This is a genomic window from Trinickia sp., from assembly GCF_051954495.1.
Classification (GTDB): domain Bacteria; phylum Pseudomonadota; class Gammaproteobacteria; order Burkholderiales; family Burkholderiaceae; genus Trinickia.
In genome coordinates, this window is the sequence record NZ_JBQCHR010000193.1 from 17,568 (window position 1) to 44,250 (window position 26,683).

Below are 26,683 nucleotides of genomic sequence, written 5' to 3' on the forward strand. Positions count from 1 at the left end.
AAGTATCAGTGGTCGAGCGTGGCGCAATCGGAAGGCAGTGCAACGGCGCCGGCGCACGTTCGATCTTTCGATTTTCGTGAATCGCTTAGTTCGTGCTCCGCCGGGCCCGAGCACGCCCCCGGGGCCGCGGCGCGCAACGCGTCGCAGAATTCGCGCTCGCGCCGCTCGTCGGCCAGTTTGAGCTCCATGATGCGGCGCGCCCGCACCGCGGCGCCATCGATCGAAAGCATGACGGGCTGAGCCGCCCAAAAATCGCCCTCCCCGATTGCCCGCTGCTGCGCCTCGAGCATCGGCAGGTCCTCTTGCTTGAACGGCGTCATGAGACCGTCCACGGCGTATTCGACGAGCGACTTCGCCGCGTCGCCCATCAGCTTGGGCAGCCCGAAGCCGAAAAAGTAGTGCGTGGACGCTTCCGTTTCCGGCGTGAGGAAGTGCCCCGAAAAAGATACGCGGCCGAATTCCAGCGGCAAGCCCGATGGAGTGACGCCGACTTCGATCGACATGAGGCCAGGCGCATCCCACCTGACATTCAGATAACGGTCGACCGCCAAACCGGGGGGCACGCCGAACGCGCTCGCGACGAAATCCTGCAAGTGCTCGCCGCGGCAGACGCGCCGCGACCATACGGTGTCGCCTTGTGCGTCGAACGACACCGCGCCCTGGGACACCATCTCGTTGCTTCCGAGCGTGTCGGGATGCAGAAACTGAAAGTGGCTCAAGTCGAGCAGATTGTCGGCGCTCAGCTGGTAGTGCGCGTGGGTCCGCAAATAGCCGCGGCTCGTCTCGAAGGCGGCTTCGTCGAGATAGTCGAACGCCGGCAAGGCGGCCGCGCCGGCACGTTCGGGGTCGCCCATCCAGATCCAAACGGCGCCATAGCGCTCGGCCACCGGGTAGCTCGCCACGCGGGCGGCCGATGGAATGCGGCCGTCGCCGTGCGGATTGTGAACGCATTGACCTGTACGATCGAAACGCAGGCCATGGTAGGGGCATTCGATTGCATCGCCGCGAATCGTCCCGCCAGCGAGCGGCGCGAAACGATGCGGACACCGGTTCGCAAGCGCGACGGGCGTGCCTTGCGAATCGCGAAACAAAACGGTCGTTTGACCGAGCAACGTGCGCTCCATGGGCGCTTGCTCGGTCACCTCGCGACTCCAAGCCGCCACGTACCACGCGTTTCTCAGGAAAGCCATCGTTCAATCCCCGTCGGCGTCATCGATTGATTGACTGCCCTGCCGATTAAGCGGGCGCATCGATGTGTTCGAAGGGAGTCTAGCGACGGCCTTGCCGGCGAGACGCGCGGCGCGCGAAACCTTCGCCTAGGAAACGAAGTGCGAAAGGGAAATGCGAAAAGCACGCTACCGGACCGTTCGGTATGGCGCATCGGGGGCCAACGGCGCTACACTCGGACATCTCTCGCCGCGGAGCGCCATCATGACCGACATCGATCCGGAGCGGACCTTCCGCGGGCTTCCGCTCACGCCGGAGCAAGACGCGGAAATCAGGCACTACATCAAGACTCGCAAGCAGCACGGCAAACCGTGGGACACGCCCGAGCTCGAAGCCATGCTGCGCGACATGCTGGAGCCGCCCGGCGACGAAGAAACCGGCGACGACTTCGACGACGAATTCGGCAATGCGCGCACGGCGGCCGAGCGCGCGCAATTTTCGATCGACGACGAAATCAATTCGATCGAAGCGTCAGAAGAATGGCAAGCCGCCATGGAATCCGAAACGATGAAAAGGCTCGATCATTAAGCCGCTTGCCTATGACGCCACCGCGGCCGCTCCCAACGGCGGCGCGTTGGAAGTACTCGCCATCTTCCTCAAATTGGGGCTGACTTCGTTCGGCGGACCCATCGCCCATCTCGGCTATTTTCGTCGCGAATTCGTCGAACGCCGGCGCTGGCTCGATGAATCGGCCTACGGCGATCTCGTCGCCCTCTGCCAATTTCTGCCGGGGCCTGCCAGCAGCCAGGTCGGTTTTTCGATCGGCCTCATGCGCGCGGGCTGGCTCGGCGCCCTCGCCGCCTGGTGCGGCTTCACGCTGCCGTCGGTACTGCTATTGCTCGCGTTCGCCCAGTTGGCCCCGGATTTGGGCGGCGTCGCAGGTCTTGGGCTCGTGCATGGGCTCAAGCTGACGGCCGTGGCCGTCGTCGCACAGGCGGTATGGGACATGGGGCGCAGGCTGTGTCCCGATCGGCGGCGCACGGCCATCGCCGTCGTTTCCATTGCGTTGCTGGCGATCATGCACACGGTTTATGCGCAACTGATCGTGATTGCATTCGGCGCAGCGGCCGGGCTTGCGTTCTACGGCCGCGAGCGAGGGATAGAAACGCACGCCGCCTCGCCGGCCGGCCGCCTCATCGTCGAGCGGCGCATCCCGCCCGCGGCTGGGGCTGTTGCACTCGTCATGTTTTGCCTGTTGCTGGCCGGGCTGCCCGCAATCGCCCGGCTCTTGCCGGCGCTGCGCGCGTTCGACGCATTCTTCCGCTCGGGCGCGCTGGTATTCGGCGGCGGGCACGTGGTGCTGCCCTTGTTGCAGCAGCAAAGCGCCATTCAAAACGCGGTCGGGGCCAACGAATTGCTGGCCGGATACGGTGCGGCGCAGGCCGTGCCGGGTCCGCTTTTCAGCTTCGCCGCCTACCTGGGCTGGATGATGCCGAGCGCCGGCAGCCGGGTCGCGGGCGCCGCGCTGGCGACGATCGCCATTTTCCTGCCGGGGCTTCTGCTCGTCGTGGCCGCGCTGCCGCACTGGCAGGCCCTACGCTCGCGCGTGTCGACGGCCGCCGTATTCGCCGGCATCAACGCGGCCGTCGTCGGTCTGCTGGCGTTTGCGCTCTATACGCCGGTTTGGACGAGCGCCGTGCATGGCCCGCGCGATTTCGCGATCGCCGCTGCCGCGTGTCTGCTGCTCGTCAAATGGAAAGCGCCGCCGCTCACGGTCGTTGCGTTGTGCGCGGCGGCGGGTATCGCGGCGGCTTTCGCCGGATAAGACGCCCTACGTTACTTCGGCTGCGCCACCGTGCGCAGATACGGCTTGAGCGTCTTGAAGCCTTGCGGGTACTTCTTCTTGGCTTCTTCGTCCGACACCGACGTCGGGATAATGACGTCGTCGCCCGGACGCCAATTCACGGGCGTCGCCACCGTGTGCTGCGCGTTCAACTGCAGCGCGTCGAGCAAGCGCAGCACTTCGTCGAAGTTGCGGCCGGCGCTCATCGGATAGACGAGCATCGCCTTCACCTTTTTATCCGGGCCGATGATGAACACCGAGCGGACGGTCGCGTTGTCGTTCGCCGTGCGCGCGCCGCCGCTGGCATTGGGGTGGATCATGTCGTAGAGCTTGGCGACGTTCAAATCGTCGTCCCCGATCATCGGGTAGTTGACCGCGTGCCCTTGCGTTTCCGCGATATCGCCCACCCAGTTCTTATGATCGCTCACCGGATCGACGCTCAGACCGATGATCTTCGTCTTGCGCTTGTCGAACTCCGGCTTCAGGCGCGCCATGTAGCCGAGCTCGGTCGTGCACACGGGCGTGAAATCCTTCGGATGCGAGAACAGGATGGCCCAGTTGTCGCCGATCCACTCATGAAACTTGATCGTGCCTTCGGTGGTTTCTGCGGTGAAGTCGGGGGCGACGTCGCCGATGCGGATGGTCATAGCGAACCTCCTTCTTTAGATGACGTTGGCAAGCACGGAATCCACGCGGCATGCATAGCTTATTAGCGTTCGGCGTGGCATGAGATGAAGATGAGGTTCCGAATTATAGACCCCGATGCGCCGCCGCATCCGACGAAGACGCACCGAAGACGACACTGTCGCGCCGAACGGGTGCGGCTCGCGCGCCGCGCTGCACTGCTGCGGTGCGGCACGCGTATGCCGCCCAGTTTCCTTGTGGTGCGTCGATCCCCGCAGACCCTTATTTCTTCTGGGTTTTAAGCACTTGGCATAGCCTTTGCATAGAGTGCGTCCGTACCCGGCAACGGTGTCGGGATGCATGCAATGCAACGCGATTGCGAAGTGGCGCAAGGCAGGTCGTTCTGCCCGCACGCTCGCGCAAGCTTCAAGGACAACGGCGTCCCCTCGTGTATCGGCACGAGCGGACGCCGTTTTCGTTGATGCATGCCCTTAGCTTGGTTTCATCTCCCAGTCGAGCAATGACGCTGCGACCTCAACGGTTCAAGGAGTAAGCAACGATGAACGCGCCCCGACTCGTCGTCATCGGCAACGGCATGGCCGGCATTCGTACGATCGAAGAGCTGCTCGCGCTCGCGCCGAATCACTACGACATCACCGTTTTCGGCGCCGAGCCGCATCCGAACTACAACCGGATCTTGCTCTCGCCCGTGCTCGCCGGCGAACAGACGTTCAAGGACATCGTGCTCAATCCGCTCGAATGGTACGAGCAGAACGGCATCCAGCTGCATTTGGGCAAAACCATTTCGCGCATCGATCGCAAGCGCCGCATGGTCATGGCCGAAGACGGGACCGAGGCGCCGTATGACCGCCTCCTCATCGCGACCGGGTCGCAGCCGTTCATCCTGCCGGTTCCGGGCGCGAACCTCAAAGGCGTCATCACCTATCGCGACATAGGAGATACGCAAGCGATGATCGACGCCGCGTCGGTCAAGCGCCGCGCCGTCGTGATCGGCGGCGGCCTGCTCGGCCTCGAAGCGGCCAACGGCCTGAAGCTGCGCGGCATGGACGTGACGGTGGTGCACTTGTCCTCGACGCTGCTCGAGCGCCAGCTCGACGCAAGCGCGGGGCGGCTGCTGCAACGCTCGCTCGAAGCGCGCGGCCTCGACTTTCTCCTGTCGAAAATGACCTCGGAGATCATCGGCAACGAAGCGGGCGAAGTCGCCGGCGTGCGCTTCAAGGACGGCGACGAAATCCAAGCCGACCTCGTCGTCATGGCCGCCGGCATTCGCCCGAACACCACGCTCGCCGAATCGGCCGGGCTGCATTGCGACCGCGGCATCGTCGTCAACGATACGCTGCAGACTTACGATCCGCGCATCTACGCCGTGGGCGAGTGCGTGAGCCATCGCGGCGTGGCCTACGGTCTCGTCGCCCCGCTGTTCGAACAAGCCAAAGTGTGCGCGAACCACCTCGCGCTGATGGGCATCGGCACCTATAAGGGCTCGGTGCTTTCGACCAAGCTCAAGGTAACCGGGATCGACCTGTTCTCCGCCGGCGATTTCATCGGCGGCGACAATACCGAGCAAATCGTGCTGTCCGATCCGGCCAGCGGCGTATATAAGAAACTCGTCATCGAAGATGACCGCCTGGTAGGTGCCTGCCTCTACGGCGATACGGCCGACGGCGCGTGGTATTTCAAGCTGCTGCGCGAAGGCCGTAAGCTCGGCGAACTGCGCGACCGGCTCATGTTCGGCGAATCGAGCATCGGCGACGCGGGCGTGCAAGGTCATAACCGCGCCGCCTCGCTGGCCGATTCCGACGAAGTGTGCGGCTGCAACGGCGTGTGCAAAGGCACGATCGTCAAGGCCATCACCGAGAAGGGTCTTTTCACGCTCGACGAAGTCAAGAAGCACACGAAGGCGGCCAGCTCGTGCGGTTCGTGTTCGGGCCTCGTCGAACAGATCTTGATGAGCACGGTCGGCACGAGCTTCCAAGAAACGCCGAAGACCAAGGCGATGTGCGGATGCACGGATCGCACGCACGACGAAGTGCGTAAAGCGGTGCGCGAACACAAGCTGCTCACGCATCGGGCGGTGTACGACTTCCTCGAATGGCGCACGCCCAACGGCTGCGCGAGCTGCCGTCCCGCGATCAACTACTACCTGGTCTCGACTTGGCCGCGCGACGCCGTGGACGATCCGCAAAGCCGCTTCGTCAACGAACGCGTGCACGCCAATATTCAAAAGGACAACACCTTCTCGGTCGTGCCGCAGATGAAGGGCGGCGTGACCACGCCCGACGAACTGCGCCGCATTGCCGACGTCGCCGACAAGTACAACATTCCGATGGTCAAGGTGACGGGCGGCCAACGCATCGACTTGCTCGGCGTGAAGAAGGAAGACCTCGTCAACGTCTGGCAAGACCTCGGGATGAAGTCGGGCCACGCCTACGGCAAATCGATCCGTACCGTGAAGACGTGCGTGGGCAGCGAGTTCTGCCGCTTCGGCACGCAGAACAGCACGCAAATGGGCATCGACCTGGAAACGATGCTCGCGAACATGTGGTCGCCGCACAAGGTGAAACTGGCCGTTTCGGGCTGTCCGCGCAATTGCGCCGAAGCCGGCATCAAGGACGTCGGCGTCATTGCCGTGGACAGCGGCTGGGAGCTCTACGTCGGCGGCAACGGCGGCATCAAGACGGAAGTCGCGCAGTTCCTCGCCAAGGTCAAGACGGCCGAGGAAGTGAAGGAATACACGGGCGCATTCCTGCAGCTCTATCGAGAGGAGGCGCACTACCTCGACCGCACCGTGCACTACATCGCGCGCGTCGGGCTCGACTACGTCAAACGCAAGATCGTCGAGGATGCGGGCCAGCGCCGCGCGCTGTACGAACGCTTGCTCTACGCGCTGGAAGGTCTGCCCGATCCGTGGCAGGCGCGCGTCAAAGGGCAGCATCAGCGCGAATACATCCCGATCAAAGTCATCGCTTGAGGTCATTCACATGGATATGACGACTCACACCGCGTGGACGCACGTTTGCAGCGTCTCCGATATTCCGCGCCTGGGCAGCCGCGTCGTCAAACGCGCCGACGGCGACGTCGCCTTGTTCCGGACCGCCAGCGACGAAGTGTTCGCGCTGCACGATCACTGCCCGCACAAAGGCGGTGCGCTGTCGCAAGGCATCGTGCACGGCAAGACGGTCACCTGCCCGCTGCACGGCTGGAACATCGCGTTCGAAACGGGCGAAGCGTGCGCGCCCGACGAAGGCTGCACGATGCGCTTCGCCGTGAAGGTCGAGGGCGAAGCCGTGTTCGTGCAGTTCGCATGACGCAGGATGCCGTCGCGATGAGCGCCGCCCCGAACGAAGGTTCCGCCAAATCCGTCACGCGGTCGACCTGCTGCTACTGCGGCGTCGGCTGCGGCGTGCTCATCGAAACGCAGGACGGCCGTGTCACCGGCATCGCCGGCGATCCCGAGCATCCGGCCAACTTCGGCCGGCTCTGCACGAAAGGGCGCACGCTCCCGCTGACGGCGGCGAGCGACGCCGGCCGTGCGCTGCGGCCCGAGATGCGCCTCACGCGCGACGCGGGGCGCGAACCGACCGATTGGTCCCACGCACTCGATCACGTCGCGGCGCGCTTTGCCGACGTGATCGAGCGCGACGGACCCGACGCCGTGGCGTTCTATATCTCCGGACAGCTCCTGACCGAGGACTATTACGTCTTCAACAAATTGTCGAAGGGGCTCATTCGCACGAACAACATCGACACGAACTCGCGCCTGTGCATGTCGAGCGCGGTGACCGCGTACAAGAAAGCGCTCGGCGCCGACGGCCCGCCGACGTGCTATGAAGACCTCGAACTCGCTCGCACGGTGCTGTTCGCGGGCAGCAACATGCCGTACGCGCACCCCGTGCTGTTCCGGCGCCTGGAAGAAGCGAAAGCGAACGACCCGTCGATCAAATGGATCGTCGTCGACCCGCGCCGCACCGATGTCGCCGCGCTGGCGGATCTGCATCTCGCGATCGCACCGGGCACCGATGTCGCGCTGTTCAACGGCATGCTGCATCACATGATCTGGGAAGGCGCGCTCGACCCGGCCTTCATCGCGCGGCACACGAACGGGTTCGGCGAACTGAAAGCGCTCGTGCGCGGCTATACCCCGCGCATGGCCGCCGAGATTTGCGGCATCACCGAGGCCGATCTGCTTCAAGCCGCCGAGTGGTTCGCGACGAGCCCCGCTGCGCTATCGCTCTACTGCATGGGGCTGAACCAATCTAGCCACGGCACCGACAAGAATCTCGCGCTCATCAATCTGCATTTGGCCACGGGCCAGATCGGCAAACCCGGCGCGGGGCCGTTCTCGCTCACGGGCCAGCCGAACGCGATGGGCGGACGCGAAGTGGGCGGCATGGCGACGATGCTCGCCGCGCACCGCGATATCGGCAATGCCGAAGATCGCGCGCAAATCGAAGGACTATGGGGCGTGAGCGGATTGTCCGCGCGGCCGGGCCTGCCCGCGGTCGACATGTTCGATGCGGTGGCGCAAGGCAAGATCAAGGCGATCTGGATCGCCTGCACGAACCCCGTTCATTCGATGCCCGACATCGAACGCGTACGCAAGGCGTTGCGCAAAGCTGAATTCGTCGTCGTGCAGGAAGCGTTCATGCAGACCGACACCGTGCCGTATGCCGACGTCGTGCTGCCGGCAGCGAGCTGGGGCGAGAAGTCGGGCACGGTCACGAATTCCGAGCGGCGGATCTCGCGCGTACGCGCGGCGGTGGAGCCGCCCGGCGAAGCGCGCCCGGACTGGTGGATCGCGAACGAAATCGCGAAGCGGCTGGAAGCCCGGCTCGCACCCTCTTCCCGCACACCCGGCGCCCCCGCGACGCTGTTTTCCTTCGATTCTCCGCAGGATGTTTTCGATGAACATCGGGCGCTGACGGTGGGCCGCGACCTCGACATCGAGGGGCTCACCTACGCGCGGTTGGAAACCGACGGCCCGCAACAATGGCCGTTTCCGGCCGGCGCCGCGGCAGGCGACGCGCGCCGCTACACCGACGGCGTCTTCGCCACGCCCGACGGCCGCGCCCGCTTTCACGCGACAGCCTACTTGCCCGTGGCCGAGCCGGCCGACGCGCGCTACCCGTTCCGACTTTTGACGGGCCGATTGCGCGACCAATGGCACGGCATGACCCGCACGGGGCGCGCAGGCGCGTTGTTCAACCACGCGCCCGAAGCGACGCTTTCGATGCGGCGTGAAGATGCCTTGCGCCGGGGGCTGAAGGAAGGCGACTTGGTGACGATCTCGAGCCGTCGAGGCCGCCTCGTCTTGCCGCTGGAGATGACTGACGATTTAGCGTCGGGTACAGTCTTCGCCGCGATGCATTGGAGCGGCCAATTCCTCGCGAGCGGAGGCATCAACGAAACGACGATCGGCGCCGTCGATCCCGATTCCGCGCAGCCCGAACTGAAGCATGCCGCCGTACGCATCGAACCGGCCAAGCTGCCCTGGCGGCTTGCGGCGGCCAAGCGCGGCGACGTGCTTGCCTTGCGCGAGGCCGTGCAGCCGCTGCTCGCCGAGCGCCGCTATGCATCGATTCGCGTCGAAGGGGACGACCTGCTCGTCGTGACCGCCGCCGACGTCGATGCGGACACGTCATGGACCGAACGGCTCCACGATGCGCTAGGATTGGCGCGTGGCGACGATCTGCTCGAATACCGCGACGCGCGTCGCGGCCGCGCGCAGCGCGTCGCCTGGGATGGAGAGCTCGTCGACGGCTTCCTTTTGACCGGCGAAACGAGCCCTGCCGCGGTGCTGATCGAGCAGATTCGCTCGGCCGCGCCTTGGCAAGGCCCGCGTCATGCAATCGTCCTGCTCGGCGGGGACACGCCCACGCGCGCCGCGACGCCGCGCGCACGCGTGGTCTGCAGTTGCAAGCAAGTCACGCAACCGCAAATCGAGCAGGCGATCGCCGGCGGCGCGGGACTCGACGAATTGAAATCGACGCTCGGGTGCGGCACCGTGTGCGGCTCGTGCGTCCCTGAGATCAAGCGATTGCTGAGCGCGACGACGCTCGCGTGATTGCATTGCCCACCGTGTAGATGCTGCGAATTTTGCTCGTCACCGATACCGACAAACCGATCGGCGAACTGCGCGAGGCGCTCGCGCGCCTCGGCTATGACATGCTGCCCGAGGCCGCGGCGCCGCACGCCTTGACGAAAGTCGTCGAGCGCGAACGGCCGGACGTCGTCATCATCGATACGGAATCGCCCTCGCGCGATACGCTGGAACACCTTGCCGTGATGAACGAAACGGCCCCTCGCCCGGTGGTGATGTTCAGCCACGACGCGAATCAGCAGCTGATCCGCTCGGCTGTCGATGCCGGCGTGACCGCGTACATGGCTGAAGGCCTCGCTCCGGACAAACTCGCGCCGATCCTCGAAGTCGCGCTCGCGCGCTTTGCGCATGAAGAGAAATTGCGGCAACGCTTGGCGAAAGCCGAAACCGAACTCGACGAGCGCAAAACGATCGACAAGGCGAAACGCCTGCTGATGGAGCGCGGCAAACTCTCCGAACACGACGCCTACGCCACGCTGCGCAAGCGCGCGATGGATGCCGGCGTGCGGTTGGCCGACATCGCGCGCCGCGTGCTCGACGCGGCCGATTCTTCCAGGTAGCCCAAGCAATGGATATCGCCACGCCTGCCGACGACCTTCCGGAGAAAACGCATCTTCGGATCGGCTTCGTCGCCCTTTCCGATGCCGCGCCGCTCGTCGCGGCCAAGGTACTCGAATTCGGCCATCGGCACGGGCTGACGCTCGAGCTATGCCGTCAACCGTCATGGGCGGCCGTGCGGGACAAATTGCTTTCGGGCGAAATCGACTGCGCGCACGCGCTGTATGGCCTCGTGTACGGCGTCGAACTCGGCATCGGCGGGCCGCGTGACGAAATGGCGATCTTGATGGTGCTCAATCGCAACGGGCAGGCGATTACATTGTCCACGCAGCTTGCCCGCGCGCTCGATATAAAGGGCGATTTGAAATCGGCATTGGCTACGCTCGGTCGGCCGCCGGTATTCGCGCAGACATTCCCGACCGGCACCCATGCGCTTTGGCTTTACTACTGGCTGGCCGCGCAGGGTGTGCACCCGCGCGACGACGTGGAAAGTGTCGTCATCCCGCCGCCGCGGATGGTCGATTCATTGGAGCGCGGGCTTCTCGACGGGTTTTGCGCGGGCGAGCCTTGGCATGCCGTCGCGGAGGCGCGAGGCGCCGGCGAGACCGTCGTCGCCACGAGCCAAATTTGGCCGAACCATCCGGAAAAAGTGCTGGCGTGCCGGCGTCATTTCGTCGAACGCTATCCGGCCACGGCGCGCGCGTTGGTGCAAACGATGCTGGAAGCTTGTCGTTGGGTGGATGAGATCGAGCACCGCGATGAAATTTCTGCGTGGCTCGCCAAGCCCGACGCGCTCGACGTGCCGCGCGAACTCATCGCGCCGCGGCTTAGCGGGCGAGAAGGCGGGAAACGCTTTGCGCGTGCGCCGCTGCCCGTATCGTTCTTCGACGGCGGCACGGTCAATTACCCGCGCGTGGCGGAGGGGCGCTGGTTTCTCGCGCAATATCGCCGTTGGGGGTTGTTGCGCGAGCCCGATGCCTCAGCGGTAAGCGATGAGGCCATTGCCGCGCGGGTCAATCAGACGGCGCTCTATCGGGAAGCGGCGGCGCGGGCCGGGGTTCCGGCGCCGGCGGCCGGCTCGGAAGATGGGCATGCCGATGTGTTTTGCGATGGGGCGGTTTGGCGGTAGGTCAACGCGCTGGCGGGGCGGTTGAAAGAGGCATTCCGATTTCGACCCCGAGCGTTTCAACATCGGGCTGTGAGTCTCAACCCGCTTCACCCGCAGAAATTCGGATACGTCCAGCAGCGCACATCCAACGCAGCCCTTCACCCCAGCGGACTCACCCCAATGAGCCAGCGGTGCAGCGCAAACGCGAAAACGCCCCATGCGATTAGCCCGACGATCACGGTTTTCGTATCGCCAGTCAGCGTCCCCACCGGATAGCGCACCCCGGCAGTGCGGTCGCGGCCTCGCAAAGCGACCGCGCCGACTGCGCCCCAGATCAGAAACACCGCGAACAGCACCACCGCATTGAGCGTCCCATTCGCAAGCAGATGCCCGAGCGCCCAGACGGCCACGCCGGCCATCATCGGATGTCCGATCGATTGCTTAATGCGATTGCCCGGCACATAAGCCGCGGCGATCAGCACGAATGCGATGAGAACGAGCAGCGCCGTCAAATGTCGCGCTCCGACCGGCGGCGACCACAGTACGGTCGGCACGCGCCGCGCCACACCGTAACCCCACACGATCAACACGAGTCCAACGAGCGAAGCCACGGAATAGAGGCCTTTCCATCCCAGTTCGCCAAAACGCGCAACCTGAGCGTCGCGCCATGCCGGCGCAACGAGCCGCGTACAGTGCACCCCGATAAAAACGATCAAACCCAGAATCAATATCGCCATGTCGCCCTCTCTTCTTATTGACTGCGGACAGCGTCGTTCCATGCAATGCCAAACGCGCAACGCGAAAAGCGATCTACGACGCCCAAGGCGCCATTCACCGTTTCATCCGGCCAAGCGCCGAAGCAAAGACATCAACGTGTCGCCGCAATGACCTGAGCCATGGCAGCCGTCAACTTCTTCGCAAACGGAACATGCAGAAACTCGTTCGGCCCGTGCGCATTCGATTTCGGCCCGAGCACGCCGCACACGACGAATTGCGATTTCGGGAACCCCGCCTGCAACACGTTCATCAACGGGATCGTGCCGCCCTGCCCGATGAACGCGCAATCGGCGCCGAAGTGCGCCCGCGATGCCTCGTTCAGCGCTTGCCCCAGCCACGGTGCCAGATCCGGCGCGTTCCAGCCGTTGGCGCTGGCATCGGGCTTGAACGTCACCTTCGCGTTGTACGGCGGATCGAGTTCGAGCAGCGCCTTGAGATCGGATACCGCGCGCGCCGCGTCGACGAGCGCCGGCAAGCGCAGCGATAGCTTGAACGCCGTTCGCGGGCGCAAGACATTGCCGGCGCTCGCAAGTGAGGGCAATCCTTCGGCGCCCGTGACCGAGAGCGAGGGCCGCCAGGTCATGTTCAGCAAGGCTTCGTAGGGATCGGCCGTGACGGGCAGCACGCTCTTGCCGTCTTGTCCGCACGCCCAGGGCGAGCTTTTCCAGACTTCGTCGCCGAGAATGCCCGCCGTGGCCCGCGTCTCGGTCAGCCGGTTCGCCGGAATCTCGCAGTGAAACTGAGCGGGGAGCAGGTTGCCCGTGGCCGCATCCTCCAGCCGCTCGAACAACTGCCGCATGATCCGAAAGCTCGACGGCACGATGCCGCCGTAGGAGCCCGAATGAACGCCCTCGTCCAGCACTTGCACCTCGAGCGAGCCGCCGACGAGGCCGCGCAGCGATGTCGTCAGCCATAGCTGATCGTAGTTGCCCGCCCCCGAATCGAGGCAAACGACGAGCGCGACATTGCCGAGCCGCTCGCGCAGCGCATCGACGTAAGGCAGCAGATCGTAGCTGCCCGATTCCTCGCACGTCTCGATGAGGCCCACGCAGCGGGGCCGGGCCACGCCCTGTGCGTCGAGCGCCGCCAACGCGCAGACGCTGGCGTAGATCGCATAGCCGTCGTCCGCTCCGCCTCGGCCATAAAGCTTGCCGTTCTCGTACTTCGGCGTCCACGGACCGAGGTCCTTGCGCCACCCGTCGAATTCCGGCTGTTTGTCCAAATGGCCGTAAAGCACCACGGTGTCGGTGCTGCCGGCTCGGGTAGCGGGCGCCTCGAAAAAGATCACCGGCGTACGCCCGGGCAGGCGAACGATCTCGAGCTTAAGCCCCGTGACTTGCTGCGCCTGCGCCCACTTCGCCGCGTCTGCCACGACGCGCTCTAGATAGCCGTGCTTTTCCCAATCGGGATCGAATGCGGGGCTTTTGGCGGGAATGGCAATGTAATCGGTCAGCGCGGGGACGATTTCGCCGTCCCACTTGCGCTCGACGAATTCGGTCAAGGCCGGTTGATCGATCGAGCGATCTTGCTGCTTCGCATCAGGTGCGGTCATGGCGGTCGGCTGTGGCGGTCAAAGCGCACATGATAGTCCCGATCCCCATGCACAACATCGCCGATTGCGCGACAATCGTTCATACCCTCCTCGAAGCGAGCACCATGCTAGGCCGAATTGCCTTAGAAATCGTCGAGGTGGTGTTTGCGCTGGCGATTTACTTCTTGCCGGCCATTCTCGCGGACCGCCGCAAACGCCACGACCTGCTGACGATCGCGTTGTTCAACGCGTGTCTCGGCTGGACGGGGCTGGGCTGGCTGCTGGCGCTGTTTTGGGCGCTGCAGCCGAATCCTCCGGTGAATCTCGGCCGCGATGTGACGACCAAGCGGCGTTTATTACGGATGAAGGCTTTTTCGACCGCGCTGATCTCGCGTATCGAGCGGCGCGAAGCGAAACGCAACGGCGCCCAGCGTTAGGCTAGCGCCGTCGCGCGCGGCGGCTGCGGCGGCCGTCAGATCGGCCAGGCGCGCCGCGGATTCAGACAGTCGATTTCGCCGCCGATTGGGGAAACGACGCGCCGGCCATGGCCGTGCCGTAACGACGCACGTGCACGAGGCCCGGGGGGATCGAACGCGGCTCGCGCCCCAGCGCTTCGCGATCGAAATTTTCTTGGCGGAATTCCCCTTGTTCGTCGAACCACTGGCACAGCACGCCCTCGGTGACGAGCGCCGTCACCGTCATGCGCGACCCGCCCGCTTTCAGCGTCACGACATCGCCCACGCAAAACTGTTCAACCGAATCAAAGGTAGCTGTCGACATAAGTAGTACTCCGTCGCAAAGCAGAGGGCCGCCCGAAGGGCAACGGCAATTCGAAAACGTGCGCCGGCGAACGGAAAGAAATAACAAAGCCGCTCGCACGATGACCTTGAGATAACAACCAAGGTCAAGCAGAGATTAACAATAGAATTTTTATTCTACAAGCAATTTTAGGGAAAACGCGGGGTGCGACTAACCCGCACATTCGTGTTCCAGACCACAAAAAACGATTTACATCGAAGAGGGCCAGATTATCTTCAAAATGCAACAATCGTACTTTTGGCGCTCCGGCACAGAAGGCTGTCCGGCTTGGCAGGTGTGCCTTCTGGCCGATACGACGTCGCAACCGTTCTGACCACGCGCGCGGGGAAAAATTCTAAGAAGATCGCTAATTATTATTTTGATCGAGATCAATCCCGCATTGCATCAATTCGACAGGGCCACTAAATCCTAGTAAGCGAATTAAGCAGAAACCGTGAAAACGTTTTCGGATCGAACGCCTTCAAGAATTACCGCACCATTCGAGCGCGGCGCACCGCCTTCAGCGTGCGCCGCCGCGCCGTTTTCACGCACCGCGCTCCAGGACGGCGCACGCGCGGCGCGACGCCACGACGATCAGCTTCATCGTCGCCCGCGTAGCACCCACGAACAGCTTGCGCGCCGCCCGCTCGTCGAACGCGTCGAAATCGACCTCGGTCAGGACGACGCAAGGCGCCGACTGCCCCTTGAAGCGATAAATCGACTCGAGCAGCACATCGCCTTCGCGATACTCGGGATTGCCGAACAGGTCGTACTTCCCCGTAAAGCTGCGCAGACGATGCGGCCCCAAATGCTCGAGCGCGGTCAGCCCGGAGCCTTCGCGGCCTCGGAACGACAGCACCGCGATGTCCTGCTTGCGAAAACCGAGCGACAGCGCTTGCGTGATAGCGCGCTTCGTGGAATCGATGACCGATTCGTCGTCCGTTTCGTCGTACGAAGTCATCGAAATGTCCGATCCGTCGAATGGACTGCCGGCCGCGAGTCCGGCCGCCATGGGCACCGCGGCGCCCACCTTGTCCCTGACGAAATCGAGAATGTCGCGCGGGCTGCGGTAATTCGTCGTCTCGGTCAGCACCGTCCAGCCCGGCAGGGCGACGGGCTCGCGCATATAGAGATTTTGCAGGGGATCTTCGAGCCACCACCACGCCCCGTCCGGCCGCACGAGACGCGATAGCGCCTCGACCCAGGCTTCCTGAAAATCCTGCCCTTCGTCGACGATCAAGACGTCGAACATCCAGCGCTCGTCGATCGGCGCCTGCACGAAAACGGACTCGAGCCGTTTGAATACGTCGGGTCCGCGAAAATCCTGCACCGCCCCCACATCGCGCGCCACCCAATCGCATAACTGATGGTAGTTGGCGACCTTCGCCCCTTCCGGTGCGACGCGCGCGATGTGATCGGCGAGCGGCCGGTTGAAGCAAACGTACAGCGCGCGCTTGCCGGCGGCCGCGGCGTCCCTCATGACTTGCACCGCCAGTTGTGTCTTACCGGACCCCGCCGTTCCTATCACGCGCAGACGAAACGGCGTGAAGGCGAGACGCCGCGCCCACGTCGCCAGCCCGCCGGACAAGCGCGTGACGAGCGTGCCCGCCTGCCCCACCAGCGCGCTGGTGTCCGGCGTGAGCGACAATTCGTCGGCCAAGAAATGATGAATCTTGGCTGCACACGGCAGCTTGGGCTCATCGGCGGGCAACGCCGCCAAAATGATCGAAGCGAGCCGGTCCTTGCGCGTCGCATCGACGATGCTTTCGGCAGACACGCCCGCAATGGCCGCATTCTTGACGATGTAGTCAGGGCAATAGAGCAGCGCCTCGATGCAATAGGTGCCCGCGCCGAACGCCGCCGTGAAGCGCCGGTGCATGCCTTCGATGGTGCGAGCCAGTTGGATCGAGACGTTGCGCTCGGTCTGGAGGTACACCTTGACGAGGCCCTTCGGCGTCTCGCGCAAGAAGCCGGCCTTCTGTTCGACGAGCATCACGCGGCCCGCCGGGCTCACGATCACGAAATCCGCTTCGCCGAATACGGAGAAAGCCCGATTCAGGCGTGTCCAATGCACGCCGTGATACACGGTGTAGTCCTCGGGCAGCGCCGCCTCGAGCAACGCGAGCGTTTCGCGCTCGCGCTCGGCGGCGCCGGTCGCGGCCAGATTCTTCCAATCGTCGGGAATAACGCGTGCCATGGCAGGTTGATCCTCGCTTTGAGGTGTCGAATTCGGCGTATTGTACAAACCGCGCGGCGCATTCCCGTATGCAGCCGCCACATTCTTCCGGAGGAATAGTCAATGCTGAAGATTTGGGGACGAGCCAACTCGGTCAACGTGCAGAAGGTGCTGTGGTGCTGCGACGAGTTAGGCCTCCCGTTCGAGCGCGTCGATGCCGGCCTGCAATTCGGCCGCGTCAACGATCCCGACTACCGCGAGCTGAACCCGAACGGACAAGTGCCCACGCTCGTGGACGGCGCGTTTTCGCTGTGGGAATCGAACTCGATTCTGCGCTACCTGGCAATGCAGTACGGTGCGTCGAGTTCGCTCTATCCCGCCGAGCCGAAGCTGCGCGCCAGCATCGACCGCTGGCTCGACTGGTCGCTCTCGACGCTCGCGCCGGCCGAGCGGCCGGTGTTCCTCACGCTCGTGCGGACGCCGCCCGAGCAGCGCGACATGGATGCGCTCGCCGCCAACGTCAAGACGCTCGTTTCTCGCTGGAAGATCGTCGACGGACACTTGCAAGGCCGCTTTCATTTGGAGGGGGACCGCTTTACGATCGCCGATATCGTGCTCGGGGCGTTCGCGAAGCGCTGGTTCGGCGTGGAAGGGATCGATCGTCCGCCTATGCCCAGCCTGGAACGCTGGTATCAACGGCTGACGCAAAGAGCGGCGTTCAAGAAGCACATCGATCTGCCGCTGACCTAGTGCCTGCTAGTGCCTGCTAGTTCCTGCTAGTTCCTGCTAGTTCCTGCTAGTTCCTGCTAGTGCCTGCCCGCCGCTGCAGGCCCTTCGCGGGTGCGGCGCTCGCTCACGGCGACGGTCGCGCGCGGCGCTCGCCGGCGCGCGTCAGCAACGTGTCGAGCATCGGCAATTGCACGGGCTTGGTCAAATGCAGGTCGAAACCTTGATCGAGCGAACGGGCGACGTCGCTTTCCTGCCCGAACCCCGTCATTGCGGCGAAGCACGCGTCTTGTAGCGCGTGCGTCAATTTGAGCTCGCGCAAGACGGTGAAGCCGTCCGCGCCGGGCATCGCGATATCGATCAGCGCCACGTCGATGCGCTGGCCCCCCTCGACCATGGTCAACGCTTGCGCGCCGCTGTACGCCACCTGCACGCGATGACCTTTCATGCGCAGCAGCATCGCCATGCTGTCGGCGGAATCGCGGTTGTCGTCGACCACGAGCACGGTCAGCATTTCGTGCGCGGCGCCCTCCGGCAAATCGCCGCTCATGCCTTCGTCATTGGCGGCGTCTTGAGCCGAGAACAACGGCAAGCGCACCGTGAAGGTGGCCCCGCGCCCCAACCCTTCGCTTTTCGCCTCGATCGATCCGCCGTGCATTTCGACGAGCCAGCGGCACAGCGTCAAACCGATGCCCAGGCCGCTTTCCCTGCGCTCGAATCGATTGTCGGCCTGCACGAACAGATCGAAGATCGATTCGAGTACGTCGGCCTCGATGCCGCACCCCTCATCGGTCACACGCAAGCGCGCGAACGCGCCGCCCACCTGGTCGACGTCGACGCTGATGCGGCCGCCGTGCTCGGAAAACTTCGAGGCATTGTTGAGCAGCCCCTGCATGACCTGCACGAGCCGAGTCGCGTCGCCGTTGACGACCATGCGGACCGCGCCCGTATGCACTTCGACCGTCTGCTGGCGCGACGCCACGTGGGGCCTGATCATTTCGATCGCGCGCACGACGACCTCGGACACATCGACGGGCTCGAGCCGCAGCGCCACCTTGCCTGTCGTCACGCGTCCCGCGTCGAGCAAATCGTCGACGAGGCGTGTCAGGTGCGAGATCTGCCGATCGATCATGTCGCGGCACTGCCGCAGCGCGGGACTGACGAGCGGCTCCAGCATCATGACGCTCAGCGCATTGCTGACGGGCGCCAACGGGTTGCGCAATTCATGGGCGAGCGTGGCCAAAAACTCGTTCATGTGCTGGCCGGCGGCTTCCAGTTCGCGCAAGCGCTTGCGCTCGGTCATGTCGCGCGTCACCTTGGCGAACCCGCGCAGATGCCGGCCCGGGCCGCCGGGCGTGTAGACCGCCGTGATCACGACATTGGCCCAGAACATCGTGCCGTCCTTGCGCACACGCCAGCCTTCTTCCTCGACCCGCCCCGTTTGTGCGGCCACCGCCAATTCCGCGGCGGGTTTGCCGCTCGCGACATCGTCGGGAGGGTAAAAGATCGACACATGGCGGCCGATGATCTCTTGCTCGGTATAGCCCTTGATCTTCTCGGCGCCGTTGTTCCAACTGACGATAACGCCGTCCGGGTCGAGCATGTAGATGGCGTAGTCCTGGACGGACTCGAGGAGGATGCGCAAGCGTTCCTCGGGCGGGACAACCGGCTCGGGCGGCGCGGAGAATGACGGGTTATCGCTGGCGAAGCTGTCCGGACGCATGACGCGGCATTTCATTTGAGAGTAGTGCGACACATGGGTTGCCGCTGGGGACTGAAGTAAGCACAACGCATGCCTGCGGGCTTACCCTCGCCACCCCAAAGCAGCCGGGGAGCGACAGAGCGGTCCCCACCGCGCCGGATAAGGCTTCGCCGAAACCGCCTGCGCGCGCGCGGCGCACGCACCCCGCCCGGCTATCGTTGCGAAAGCAACTTTGACCGTGTGTTTTGCAAAATCTTCCGACGCCGCGCCAAGCCAGCGGTCTTAGCCGACGGCCCGCGCACCGACGGCGTCCGCCAGCAGCGTCACCAGCCGTTCGGGTTCGGCCGGCTTTCTCATGAAATGCTGAAAGCCCTCGCCAATGCTGCGTAGGCGGTAGGTTTCATCCGCGTGCCCAGTGATCGCGACGGCCACCGCGGGCAAGCGATCGTTGCGAATTTCATCGTCGCGCAAGCGCTGGATCAGGTAAAAACCGTCCATGGCCGGCAGGTCGATATCGCACACGACGGCGTCGGGCGCCGTTCGCAGCACGGCGTCGACGCCTTCCTCGGCATCCGCGGCCGCCACGACGCGCGCGCCCTCCGATTCCAGCAACATGGAGAGCGACTCTCTGCTCGATCTATCGTCTTCGACCACGACGACCGTCATCTGATCGAGTCTCATCAATCCGTTCATACAATTTGTTGTAGCTGTCAATACACACGCAAAATCCTCGGACTCGCACACGCTCGTGGAAGTTGCATGCCACGGTGAGACATGAGCGCGGCGAGCGGATCGCAAGCCGGGCGCACGATAACACGCCGTTAAGTTAATACGATGACCGCCTCGATGCGAGCGAATCGCCGTCGGGCGCTGGCATATGGCGTATAACGACCGACAAATGTCGGCGCGCCACCGGCGCGACAAGGCGCAATATCCGCGCCAGGCGGGCCCGCGCCCCGTTTCGCCGGAGGGGCTATCATCCGAGGATTTGCTCGAAGCCGTCGCTTGAACGCACCGCTCGACCGTCCTATCGTTACGTCGGCCGATGTCGAGATGCGATGTCAAATAACAAGAAACGAGAGGCTGCCATGACGGTGCCGATACGCCGCGACCTTCGCTTTACCTTGCCTGCCGAGCGCGCCTGCGACTGGCACGCGCTCGGACCTTACGTGACGCATTTCTTCAATGCGTTGTCGCTCATGTTTCCCGCGGGCGAACGTTATTTCATCGACAGCGTGCGCCATTATCGCGACCGCATCGAAGACCCGGCGCTAAAGAGGCAAGTGCTCGGTTTCATCGGGCAGGAAGCGATGCACACGCGCGAGCACGTCCAATACAATGCGGCGCTCGAAGCGGCCGGGCTTCCCGCCGCTCGGCTCGACCAGCGCATTCAGAAACTGCTCGATTACGGACGCCGAACGCTGCCGCCTTCGATTCGGCTCGCGCAAACCGTTGCGCTCGAACACTACACGGCGATGCTGGCTGGCCTGCTGCTCGACGACGACGCGCGCATCGCGAGTTCCGTGCCGATCTATGCGCAGCTCTGGCTGTGGCACGCGCTGGAAGAAACCGAGCACAAGTCGGTGTCGTTCGACGTCTGGAACGCGGCGGTCAAGCCCGGCCTGAAGCGGTATTTCATGCGAACGTTGACGATGCTGCAAGTCACGGTGCTGTTTTGGACGATCGCCTTCAGTTTCCATGTCCGCCTGCTGGTTGCCGATCGGCATCGCGGCGGCCATGTGCGCGGCCTGTGGCTTCTACTGCGCTTTCTGTTCGGGCGGCGCGGCGTGTTTCCGAACATCGCGCTCGAATGGCTGAGATTCTTCAAGCCGTCATTTCATCCGTGGGACCATGACAATCGTGCGCATCTCATACGCATCGATGCAATCGTTGCCGAAATCGAGGCAAGCGGCGGCGCCCTTCGGAATGGGCGTGAATGACTGATTCCGACAAGGCCCGATGAAGAAGGAAACGCCGGCGCCGCGCGCGCGACCTCTGCTACGAACCGTCGCAGGCGCGATAGCACAATTCAATTGGCATATGAACGCGAATCATCTTAAATAGCGAGAGTCGCCTCGCACGCTGCCCCTTCCGCGGAGATCAACATGACTCAACCGAACGTCGACGATCTAGTCGAATCGATCGCCAACGACACGGGCGCGCCGCCCGAGACCGTATCGAAAATGGTCTCGCAGACCTGGCAAGCGTTCAGCGACGGCGCTCGCATCACCGACTACCTCCCCGTGCTCGTCACCAAAAGAGTGCGCGAGAACCTGCGCGACCAGGGACAATTGCGTCGCCGCTGACTCCTCCGATGTAACCGCCAAGGCGTGCTCGCGAGCACGCCGCTTGCGTTCGCCTGCTGCCGTGCCGCTTGCCGTACTGGGAAGCCGGCGCGCGTTCCGTCGGACGCTTGGCGTATATTGCGCGGCCTGCACTTCCATTCTCCTCTAACGTTTTTCAAATTCGCGCCGAGCCGCTACTAGCGTTTGAAGGCGAGCTTACGCACTTTCAAAAACGTGATGCTCGACGGTGCAAATAGACCACTCCGGCTATTTGACAGCGCCATTTCACCTGCATACGCTTGCGCATTCTCGCCGCGCAAACGTTTTCTCCCAATTTCTTTCGACTTCTTCTTTGTCAAAATCGCGGCACCATCGCATACGGCCGCATTTGCGCGTTGGCGCGCCGATCGAAAGCATAAGACGAGGGGACCAAAAACGAAGCATCTCATCACATGGAGGAGCCATGTTCGAATCGTCCCTGATGCACGGCTTGCGCGGCGATCGCGTCCTGCGCGTTCGCAAGGCGCGGCTTGCGGCTATCGCATTGCTGACAGGCCTTGCCGCCTCGTCGATATGCCGCGCCGATGCCGCGGTCGATAGCGCCGCCGCCCTGCCCCCGCCGCCTTCGGAGCTTTACGGCGATCTATTCGTCGCCGTGCAGACGCAGCAGGTCTTCCCCGATCAAAAGACCTTCGTCGACGCGGTGCCCAACAGCACCCCGGCGGCGATCGTGCAACTTTACGATCAGTCGAAAAACCAGCCGAACTTCGATTTGAAGCGATTCGTGCTGGCGAACTTCACGCTGCCGAGCGAGCCTGTCATCACGCCGCCGAGCGGCCAAACGCTGCGCGAACACATCGACTGGCTATGGCCGAAGCTCACGCGGACGACGACGGCGGCCGACGTGCCGGCCAACAGTTCGCTGATTCCATTACCCAAGCCCTACGTCGTACCAGGCGGGCGCTTTCGCGAAGGCTACTACTGGGATACGTACTTCACGATGCTGGGCCTGCAGGAAGCGGGCCGCGAGGATCTCGTCGACGACATGCTCGACGACTTCGCCTACGAGATCGACCGCTTCGGCCACATTCCCAACGGCAACCGCACCTACTATCTCAGCCGCTCGCAACCGCCGTTCTACGGCTTGATGGTTCAGCTCGCCGCGAAAGTCGAAGGCGATCGCGTCTATCAAAAGTATCTGCCCGAGCTGAAGAAGGAGTACGCGTACTGGATGATGGGCGCCGATACGACACCGCGCGGCCAAGCCACGCGCAATGTCGTCGTATTCAGAGACGGCGCCGTGCTCAACCGGTATTGGGACGCACGCGATACGCCGCGAGACGAATCGTACTTGGAAGACGTGACGACGGCCAAACAGGCCGCGGGCCGCGACCCGCGCGAAGTCTATCGCGACCTGCGCGCCGCCGCCGAATCCGGGTGGGATTTCAGCTCGCGCTGGTTCGGCGACAATCAAACGCTGACGACGATCCGCACGACCTCGATCGTGCCCGTCGACTTGAACAGCTTGCTGTTCTCGCTCGAGGCGACGATTGCCAAAGGCTGTGCGCAATCGCTCGATTTCCGCTGCACGGCCGATTACATCGGCAAAGCCGAGCGGCGGGCGGAGGCGATCAACCGTTATCTGTGGAATCCGAAAGGCTATTACGCCGATTACGATTGGCGGCTAGGCAAGCGGCGCGACAATCTTTCGGCGGCGGCCGTGTACCCGCTGTTCGTGCGTGCCGCGTGGCCCGAGCGGGCCGTGAAGACGCTGCATGCGGTGTCGGCCCAACTGCTCAAGGACCGCGGGCTCGCGACGTCCACGTTCCAAACGGGACAGCAGTGGGATGCGCCGAACGGCTGGGCGCCGCTGCACTGGCTGACGATCAAGGGCGCCCAGCATTACGGCGATCGGAAACTCGCGCAAACGGTCGGCACGCGCTTTCTCGCGGACGTGAAGCAAGTCTATGCGTCGGACCAGAAGCTCGTCGAGAAATACGTGGTCGAAGGCCCCAATGCGGGCGGCGGCGGAGGAGGCGAATATCCGCTGCAAGACGGCTTCGGCTGGACCAACGGCGTCACGTTGAAACTGCTCGATCTGTACGCCCCGGGCGAGTAGCGAGTAAAGTGTTTGGCGCCCCCGCTCGATTGGAGATTCGATATGTCACGGAACGACGATGCGACGTTTTGGCGTCACGCCGAGCAACATCTGATCCGATACGGGGGCGTGTTCGAGCGCATGATCATCGAGCGGGCTCAGGGCAGCTTCGTCTACGACGCCGACGACCGGCCGATTCTAGATTTCACCTCGGGACAAATGAGCGCGGTCCTGGGCCACAGCCACCCCGAGATCGTGCAGGTGATCGCCGAGTACGCCGGCAAGCTCGACCATCTTTTCAGCGGCATGCTGTCTCGGCCTGTAGTCGACCTAGCCACGAGGCTCGCCGAGATCACGCCCGCCGGGCTCGATCGCGCGCTGCTGCTCAGTACCGGCGCGGAGTCGAACGAAGCCGCCATTCGCATGGCGAAGCTCGTCACGGGCAAATACGAAATCGTCGGGTTCGCCCAGTCATGGCACGGTATGACGGGCGCGGCCGCGTCGGCGACCTACAGCGCCGGCCGCAGGGGCGTGGGCCCGGCCGCGGTAGGATCGTTCGCGATCCCCGCGCCGCACACATACCGGCCGCGCTTCGAACGCAACGGCCAGTACGACTGCCTTGCGGAACTCGACTATGCGTTCGATCTCATCGATCGCCAGTCGAGCGGCAATCTGGCCGCCTTCATCGCCGAGCCGATTCTGAGTTCGGGCGGCATCATCGATCTGCCGCCCGGCTACCTCGCCGCGCTGAAGCGGAAATGCGAGGAGCGCGGCATGCTGTTGATCCTCGATGAAGCGCAAACCGGCGTGGGACGCACCGGCACGATGTTCGCGTTCGAGCGCGACGGCGTGACCCCCGACATTCTGACGCTATCGAAGACGCTCGGCGCCGGCCTGCCGCTTGCCGCCGTCGTCACATCGGCGCAGATCGAAGAAAAAGCCCATGATTTGGGCTTCTTGTTCTATACGACGCACGTCTCGGATCCGTTGCCCGCGGCCGTGGGCCTGCGGGTGCTCGACGTCGTGCAACGCGACGCGCTGGCCGCGCGCGCCGGCGCCATGGGCGAGCGACTCAAGCGGGGCTTGCTCGACTTGATGGAGCGATTCGCCTGCATCGGCGACGTTCGCGGGCGCGGCCTGCTGCTCGGCATGGAAGTCGTCAAGGACCGTAAAACCAAAGAACCGGCCGATGCGCTGGGCGCGAAGATCACTCGGGAATGCATGAACCTCGGGCTCAGCATGAACATCGTGCAATTGCCGGGCATGGGCAGCGTTTTTCGGATCGCTCCACCGCTGACCGTCAGCGAGGAAGAGATCGACCTTGGCTTGGCGCTGCTCGAGCGGGCCATCGAGCGTTCGATTTAACGCCTCGCACAGCGCGATCGATCACCGGGCTACGTGCGCGCCGAAGCCGGTCGCGCCGGGCGCGACATCGTCCTTCAGCGTACATTCGGGAATGTCGTAGTCGCCGGCGTTCTGCCTGCGATACGGGATTGGCCTCGTACTCCAAAGTTCGTCGAGACGTCGGCCCAGCGCATCGCAGGCCTGCGAAAACTTCGCCTCGTCCATCCGCCCAGTTCGATAAACCAGAAACGGCGGCAACACGTCGAAGCCCGGATAAAACAGCATGCCGTGCTGGATCGGGAACAAGAGATCGTCGATCGGCCCGTTGATTCCGCGCGCACTGTAGTGCGGCTCCCACCCGCCTGTCGTCACGATCAGCATCGCGCGTTTGCCCGCTAGCGACCCTTCGCCGTACCGGTCGCCCCATCGCTTATCGGAGTGTTCGCCCACCCCATACGCGAATCCGTAGGCATACACGCGGTCCACCCAACCCTTCATGATCGCCGGCATCGAGAACCACCAAAGCGGAAATTGGAAGATCACCGCATCGGCCCATTTCAGCTTCTCCTGCTCGGCGGCGATGTCTTCGCTTTGCGTGCCGTTGCGCAGGGCGCGCGCGGATTCGGCCGACACGTTAAACGGCGTCCCCGGCACATGTTCGCTGCTGTCGTTCGGATCGACCACCGCTTTCCACTGCATCGCATACAAGTCGGACACGCGCACCGCGTGACCCGCGGCTTCGAGCCGCTTGACCGAAAAATCCTTCAGCGCACCGTTGAGCGAACTCGGCTCGGGATGCGCATAGACGATAAGAACGTTCATGAGAGGCGCCCTCGCTTGCGTGTTGGGAAAACACAGGCTAAGGCGCGCGGCGGTATAGTAGAAATGAATTTATGAAATTAGAGGTATTAGTTTGGATAATCGCCTTCGCCAGCTCGATCTCAATCTTCTCGTTACGCTCGACGTGCTGCTCGCCGAGCTGAACGTCACGCGCACCGCGCAGCGCTTGCATTATTCGCAGCCTTCCATCAGCGTCCAGCTCGCCAAACTGCGCGACGTGTTCGACGATCCGCTGCTGTTACCCGGCCCGCGCGGCATGCAGCCGACCAAGCGCGGGGAGGCGCTGCGCGCGCCGCTGCGCGAAGCGCTCAACGCACTGGAGCGCGCCGTCGCGCCCGAGCGGCCGTTCGATCCGCTGCAAGCGGAGCAGACATGGAGACTGGCGGCAACCGACTACGCGGAATCGACGATCGTGCTGCCCGCCCTGCTGGGTCTGCGCACGGCCGCGCCGGGCAGCCGGCTCGCGGTCGTGGAGATGGCGCCTGCGCGATTCGAGAAGCAAGCCGCGTCTGGCGAAATCGATCTGGCGTTCCACACGACGGCCGACTCGCCCGAGGCCATGCGGCGGCGTACGCTGTTCACTGAGCGCTACGTGTTGGCGGGGCGCGCCGATCACCCGCGGCTCAAGCGGCGGCCCACTCTCGCGCAATTCTGCAAACTCGAACACGTCATCGTTTCGCCCGAAGGCGGCGGGTTTCGCGGCGTGACCGACGAAACGCTGGCGGAAGTCGGGCTGACGCGCCGCGTGGCGCTGTCCGTTCCGCACTTCTTATTTCTGCTCCAGGCGCTGGCCGCCACCGATCTCGTGGCCATGGCGCCGTTTCGGCTCGTTCAAGGCCACCCGGCGTTGCGCGCGGTGGAGCCGCCCATCGACGTGCCGGGCTACGAGATGTCCATGCTTTGGCATGAACGCACACACCGCGATCCGGCGCACCAGTGGCTGCGAGAACATATCGCCGCCACGGTGGGCTAGCGCATCACCGAG

The 26,683-nt window shown here is 63.8% G+C and carries 23 protein-coding genes; 14 read left to right on the forward strand and 9 right to left on the reverse strand.

Annotated elements, in window-relative coordinates; genetic code table 11:
- Nucleotides 1-5: 5 nt before the first annotated feature.
- The gene (locus ACTHNR_RS27130; protein ID WP_440552028.1) at nucleotides 6-1,190 is read right to left on the reverse strand and encodes an aromatic ring-hydroxylating dioxygenase subunit alpha; all 1,185 of its coding nucleotides are present in this window, start codon (nucleotides 1,188-1,190) and stop codon (nucleotides 6-8) included.
- A 241-nt stretch (nucleotides 1,191-1,431) separates the two neighbouring features.
- On the opposite strand from ACTHNR_RS27130, the gene ACTHNR_RS27135 reads away from it, so the two are divergent.
- Together ACTHNR_RS27135 and chrA are read left to right on the forward strand one after the other, a co-directional pair.
- On the forward strand, nucleotides 1,432-1,755 hold the full coding sequence (locus ACTHNR_RS27135) for a hypothetical protein (RefSeq protein WP_440552031.1): 324 nt from the start codon (nucleotides 1,432-1,434) through the stop codon (nucleotides 1,753-1,755).
- A 46-nt stretch (nucleotides 1,756-1,801) separates the two neighbouring features.
- The gene (gene chrA, locus ACTHNR_RS27140; RefSeq protein WP_440552033.1) at nucleotides 1,802-2,992 is read left to right on the forward strand and encodes a chromate efflux transporter; all 1,191 of its coding nucleotides are present in this window, start codon (nucleotides 1,802-1,804) and stop codon (nucleotides 2,990-2,992) included.
- Nucleotides 2,993-3,003: 11 nt separating this feature from the next.
- On the opposite strand, the gene ACTHNR_RS27145 is transcribed toward chrA, so the two are convergent.
- Nucleotides 3,004-3,657 carry a peroxiredoxin gene (locus tag ACTHNR_RS27145; protein WP_440552034.1) on the reverse strand — a complete coding sequence of 218 codons (654 nt, stop codon included), beginning with the start codon at nucleotides 3,655-3,657 and terminating at the stop codon, nucleotides 3,004-3,006.
- Nucleotides 3,658-4,193: 536 nt separating this feature from the next.
- Here ACTHNR_RS27145 and nirB point away from each other — a divergent pair.
- From nirB to ACTHNR_RS27170, 5 genes are read left to right on the forward strand one after another with little or no spacing between them, the layout of a single operon-like run.
- Complete coding sequence (nirB, locus tag ACTHNR_RS27150) at nucleotides 4,194-6,626, forward strand: nitrite reductase large subunit NirB (protein WP_440552036.1); 2,433 nt, start codon at nucleotides 4,194-4,196, stop codon at nucleotides 6,624-6,626.
- A gap of 16 nt (nucleotides 6,627-6,642) precedes the next feature.
- Nucleotides 6,643-6,963 (forward strand): nitrite reductase small subunit NirD, encoded by a 321-nt coding sequence (gene nirD, locus ACTHNR_RS27155; RefSeq protein ID WP_440552133.1) that lies wholly within the window; start codon nucleotides 6,643-6,645, stop codon nucleotides 6,961-6,963.
- The gene (locus ACTHNR_RS27160) at nucleotides 6,960-9,719 is read left to right on the forward strand and encodes a nitrate reductase (RefSeq protein ID WP_440552038.1); all 2,760 of its coding nucleotides are present in this window, start codon (nucleotides 6,960-6,962) and stop codon (nucleotides 9,717-9,719) included. The genes nirD and ACTHNR_RS27160 overlap by 4 nt, the downstream gene beginning before the upstream one ends.
- Nucleotides 9,720-9,739: 20 nt before the next feature.
- Nucleotides 9,740-10,315 carry an ANTAR domain-containing response regulator gene (locus tag ACTHNR_RS27165; protein WP_440552040.1) on the forward strand — a complete coding sequence of 192 codons (576 nt, stop codon included), beginning with the start codon at nucleotides 9,740-9,742 and terminating at the stop codon, nucleotides 10,313-10,315.
- Between the two features lie 8 nt (nucleotides 10,316-10,323).
- On the forward strand, nucleotides 10,324-11,442 hold the full coding sequence (locus tag ACTHNR_RS27170) for a CmpA/NrtA family ABC transporter substrate-binding protein (protein WP_440552042.1): 1,119 nt from the start codon (nucleotides 10,324-10,326) through the stop codon (nucleotides 11,440-11,442).
- Nucleotides 11,443-11,579: 137 nt separating this feature from the next.
- Here ACTHNR_RS27170 and ACTHNR_RS27175 read toward each other — a convergent pair whose 3' ends face one another.
- The gene (locus ACTHNR_RS27175) at nucleotides 11,580-12,158 is read right to left on the reverse strand and encodes an NnrU family protein (RefSeq protein WP_440552044.1); all 579 of its coding nucleotides are present in this window, start codon (nucleotides 12,156-12,158) and stop codon (nucleotides 11,580-11,582) included.
- 131 nt (nucleotides 12,159-12,289) lie between these two features.
- Nucleotides 12,290-13,750, reverse strand: a complete 1,461-nt coding sequence (locus ACTHNR_RS27180; RefSeq protein ID WP_440552046.1) for a M20 family metallopeptidase — start codon at nucleotides 13,748-13,750, stop codon at nucleotides 12,290-12,292.
- Between the two features lie 104 nt (nucleotides 13,751-13,854).
- Between ACTHNR_RS27180 and ACTHNR_RS27185 the strand changes: the two genes are divergently transcribed.
- The gene (locus tag ACTHNR_RS27185; protein WP_440552135.1) at nucleotides 13,855-14,166 is read left to right on the forward strand and encodes a superinfection immunity protein; all 312 of its coding nucleotides are present in this window, start codon (nucleotides 13,855-13,857) and stop codon (nucleotides 14,164-14,166) included.
- Between the two features lie 61 nt (nucleotides 14,167-14,227).
- Here the strand turns inward: ACTHNR_RS27185 and ACTHNR_RS27190 are convergent, their stop codons facing one another.
- Both ACTHNR_RS27190 and ACTHNR_RS27195 read right to left on the reverse strand, forming a co-directional pair.
- Nucleotides 14,228-14,509 (reverse strand): YodC family protein, encoded by a 282-nt coding sequence (locus ACTHNR_RS27190; protein ID WP_440552048.1) that lies wholly within the window; start codon nucleotides 14,507-14,509, stop codon nucleotides 14,228-14,230.
- 562 nt (nucleotides 14,510-15,071) lie between these two features.
- Nucleotides 15,072-16,724, reverse strand: coding sequence for an ATP-binding domain-containing protein (locus tag ACTHNR_RS27195; RefSeq protein WP_440552050.1), 1,653 nt, complete (start codon nucleotides 16,722-16,724; stop codon nucleotides 15,072-15,074).
- A gap of 102 nt (nucleotides 16,725-16,826) precedes the next feature.
- Between ACTHNR_RS27195 and ACTHNR_RS27200 the strand changes: the two genes are divergently transcribed.
- Entirely contained in the window at nucleotides 16,827-17,453 is a 627-nt protein-coding gene (locus ACTHNR_RS27200) for a glutathione S-transferase family protein (protein ID WP_440552052.1), read from the forward strand.
- 103 nt (nucleotides 17,454-17,556) lie between these two features.
- Here ACTHNR_RS27200 and ACTHNR_RS27205 read toward each other — a convergent pair whose 3' ends face one another.
- Together ACTHNR_RS27205 and ACTHNR_RS27210 are read right to left on the reverse strand one after the other, a co-directional pair.
- Nucleotides 17,557-19,152 carry a PAS domain-containing hybrid sensor histidine kinase/response regulator gene (locus tag ACTHNR_RS27205; protein ID WP_440552054.1) on the reverse strand — a complete coding sequence of 532 codons (1,596 nt, stop codon included), beginning with the start codon at nucleotides 19,150-19,152 and terminating at the stop codon, nucleotides 17,557-17,559.
- A gap of 261 nt (nucleotides 19,153-19,413) precedes the next feature.
- The gene (locus ACTHNR_RS27210; RefSeq protein WP_440552056.1) at nucleotides 19,414-19,824 is read right to left on the reverse strand and encodes a response regulator; all 411 of its coding nucleotides are present in this window, start codon (nucleotides 19,822-19,824) and stop codon (nucleotides 19,414-19,416) included.
- A gap of 365 nt (nucleotides 19,825-20,189) precedes the next feature.
- Here ACTHNR_RS27210 and ACTHNR_RS27215 point away from each other — a divergent pair, with 365 nt between their 5' ends.
- From ACTHNR_RS27215 to ACTHNR_RS27230, 4 genes are all read left to right on the forward strand, one after another.
- Nucleotides 20,190-21,071 (forward strand): metal-dependent hydrolase, encoded by an 882-nt coding sequence (locus ACTHNR_RS27215; RefSeq protein WP_440552058.1) that lies wholly within the window; start codon nucleotides 20,190-20,192, stop codon nucleotides 21,069-21,071.
- A gap of 165 nt (nucleotides 21,072-21,236) precedes the next feature.
- Complete coding sequence (locus tag ACTHNR_RS27220) at nucleotides 21,237-21,437, forward strand: DUF3562 domain-containing protein (protein ID WP_440552060.1); 201 nt, start codon at nucleotides 21,237-21,239, stop codon at nucleotides 21,435-21,437.
- Nucleotides 21,438-21,897: 460 nt separating this feature from the next.
- Complete coding sequence (gene treA, locus ACTHNR_RS27225; RefSeq protein WP_440552136.1) at nucleotides 21,898-23,535, forward strand: alpha,alpha-trehalase TreA; 1,638 nt, start codon at nucleotides 21,898-21,900, stop codon at nucleotides 23,533-23,535.
- A 42-nt stretch (nucleotides 23,536-23,577) separates the two neighbouring features.
- Entirely contained in the window at nucleotides 23,578-24,879 is a 1,302-nt protein-coding gene (locus tag ACTHNR_RS27230) for an aspartate aminotransferase family protein (RefSeq protein WP_440552062.1), read from the forward strand.
- Between the two features lie 21 nt (nucleotides 24,880-24,900).
- Here the strand turns inward: ACTHNR_RS27230 and ACTHNR_RS27235 are convergent, their stop codons facing one another.
- Complete coding sequence (locus ACTHNR_RS27235; RefSeq protein WP_440552064.1) at nucleotides 24,901-25,680, reverse strand: NAD(P)H-dependent oxidoreductase; 780 nt, start codon at nucleotides 25,678-25,680, stop codon at nucleotides 24,901-24,903.
- A 91-nt stretch (nucleotides 25,681-25,771) separates the two neighbouring features.
- On the opposite strand from ACTHNR_RS27235, the gene ACTHNR_RS27240 reads away from it, so the two are divergent.
- Nucleotides 25,772-26,671, forward strand: a complete 900-nt coding sequence (locus tag ACTHNR_RS27240; protein WP_440552065.1) for a LysR family transcriptional regulator — start codon at nucleotides 25,772-25,774, stop codon at nucleotides 26,669-26,671.
- Nucleotides 26,672-26,683 lie beyond the last annotated feature (12 nt).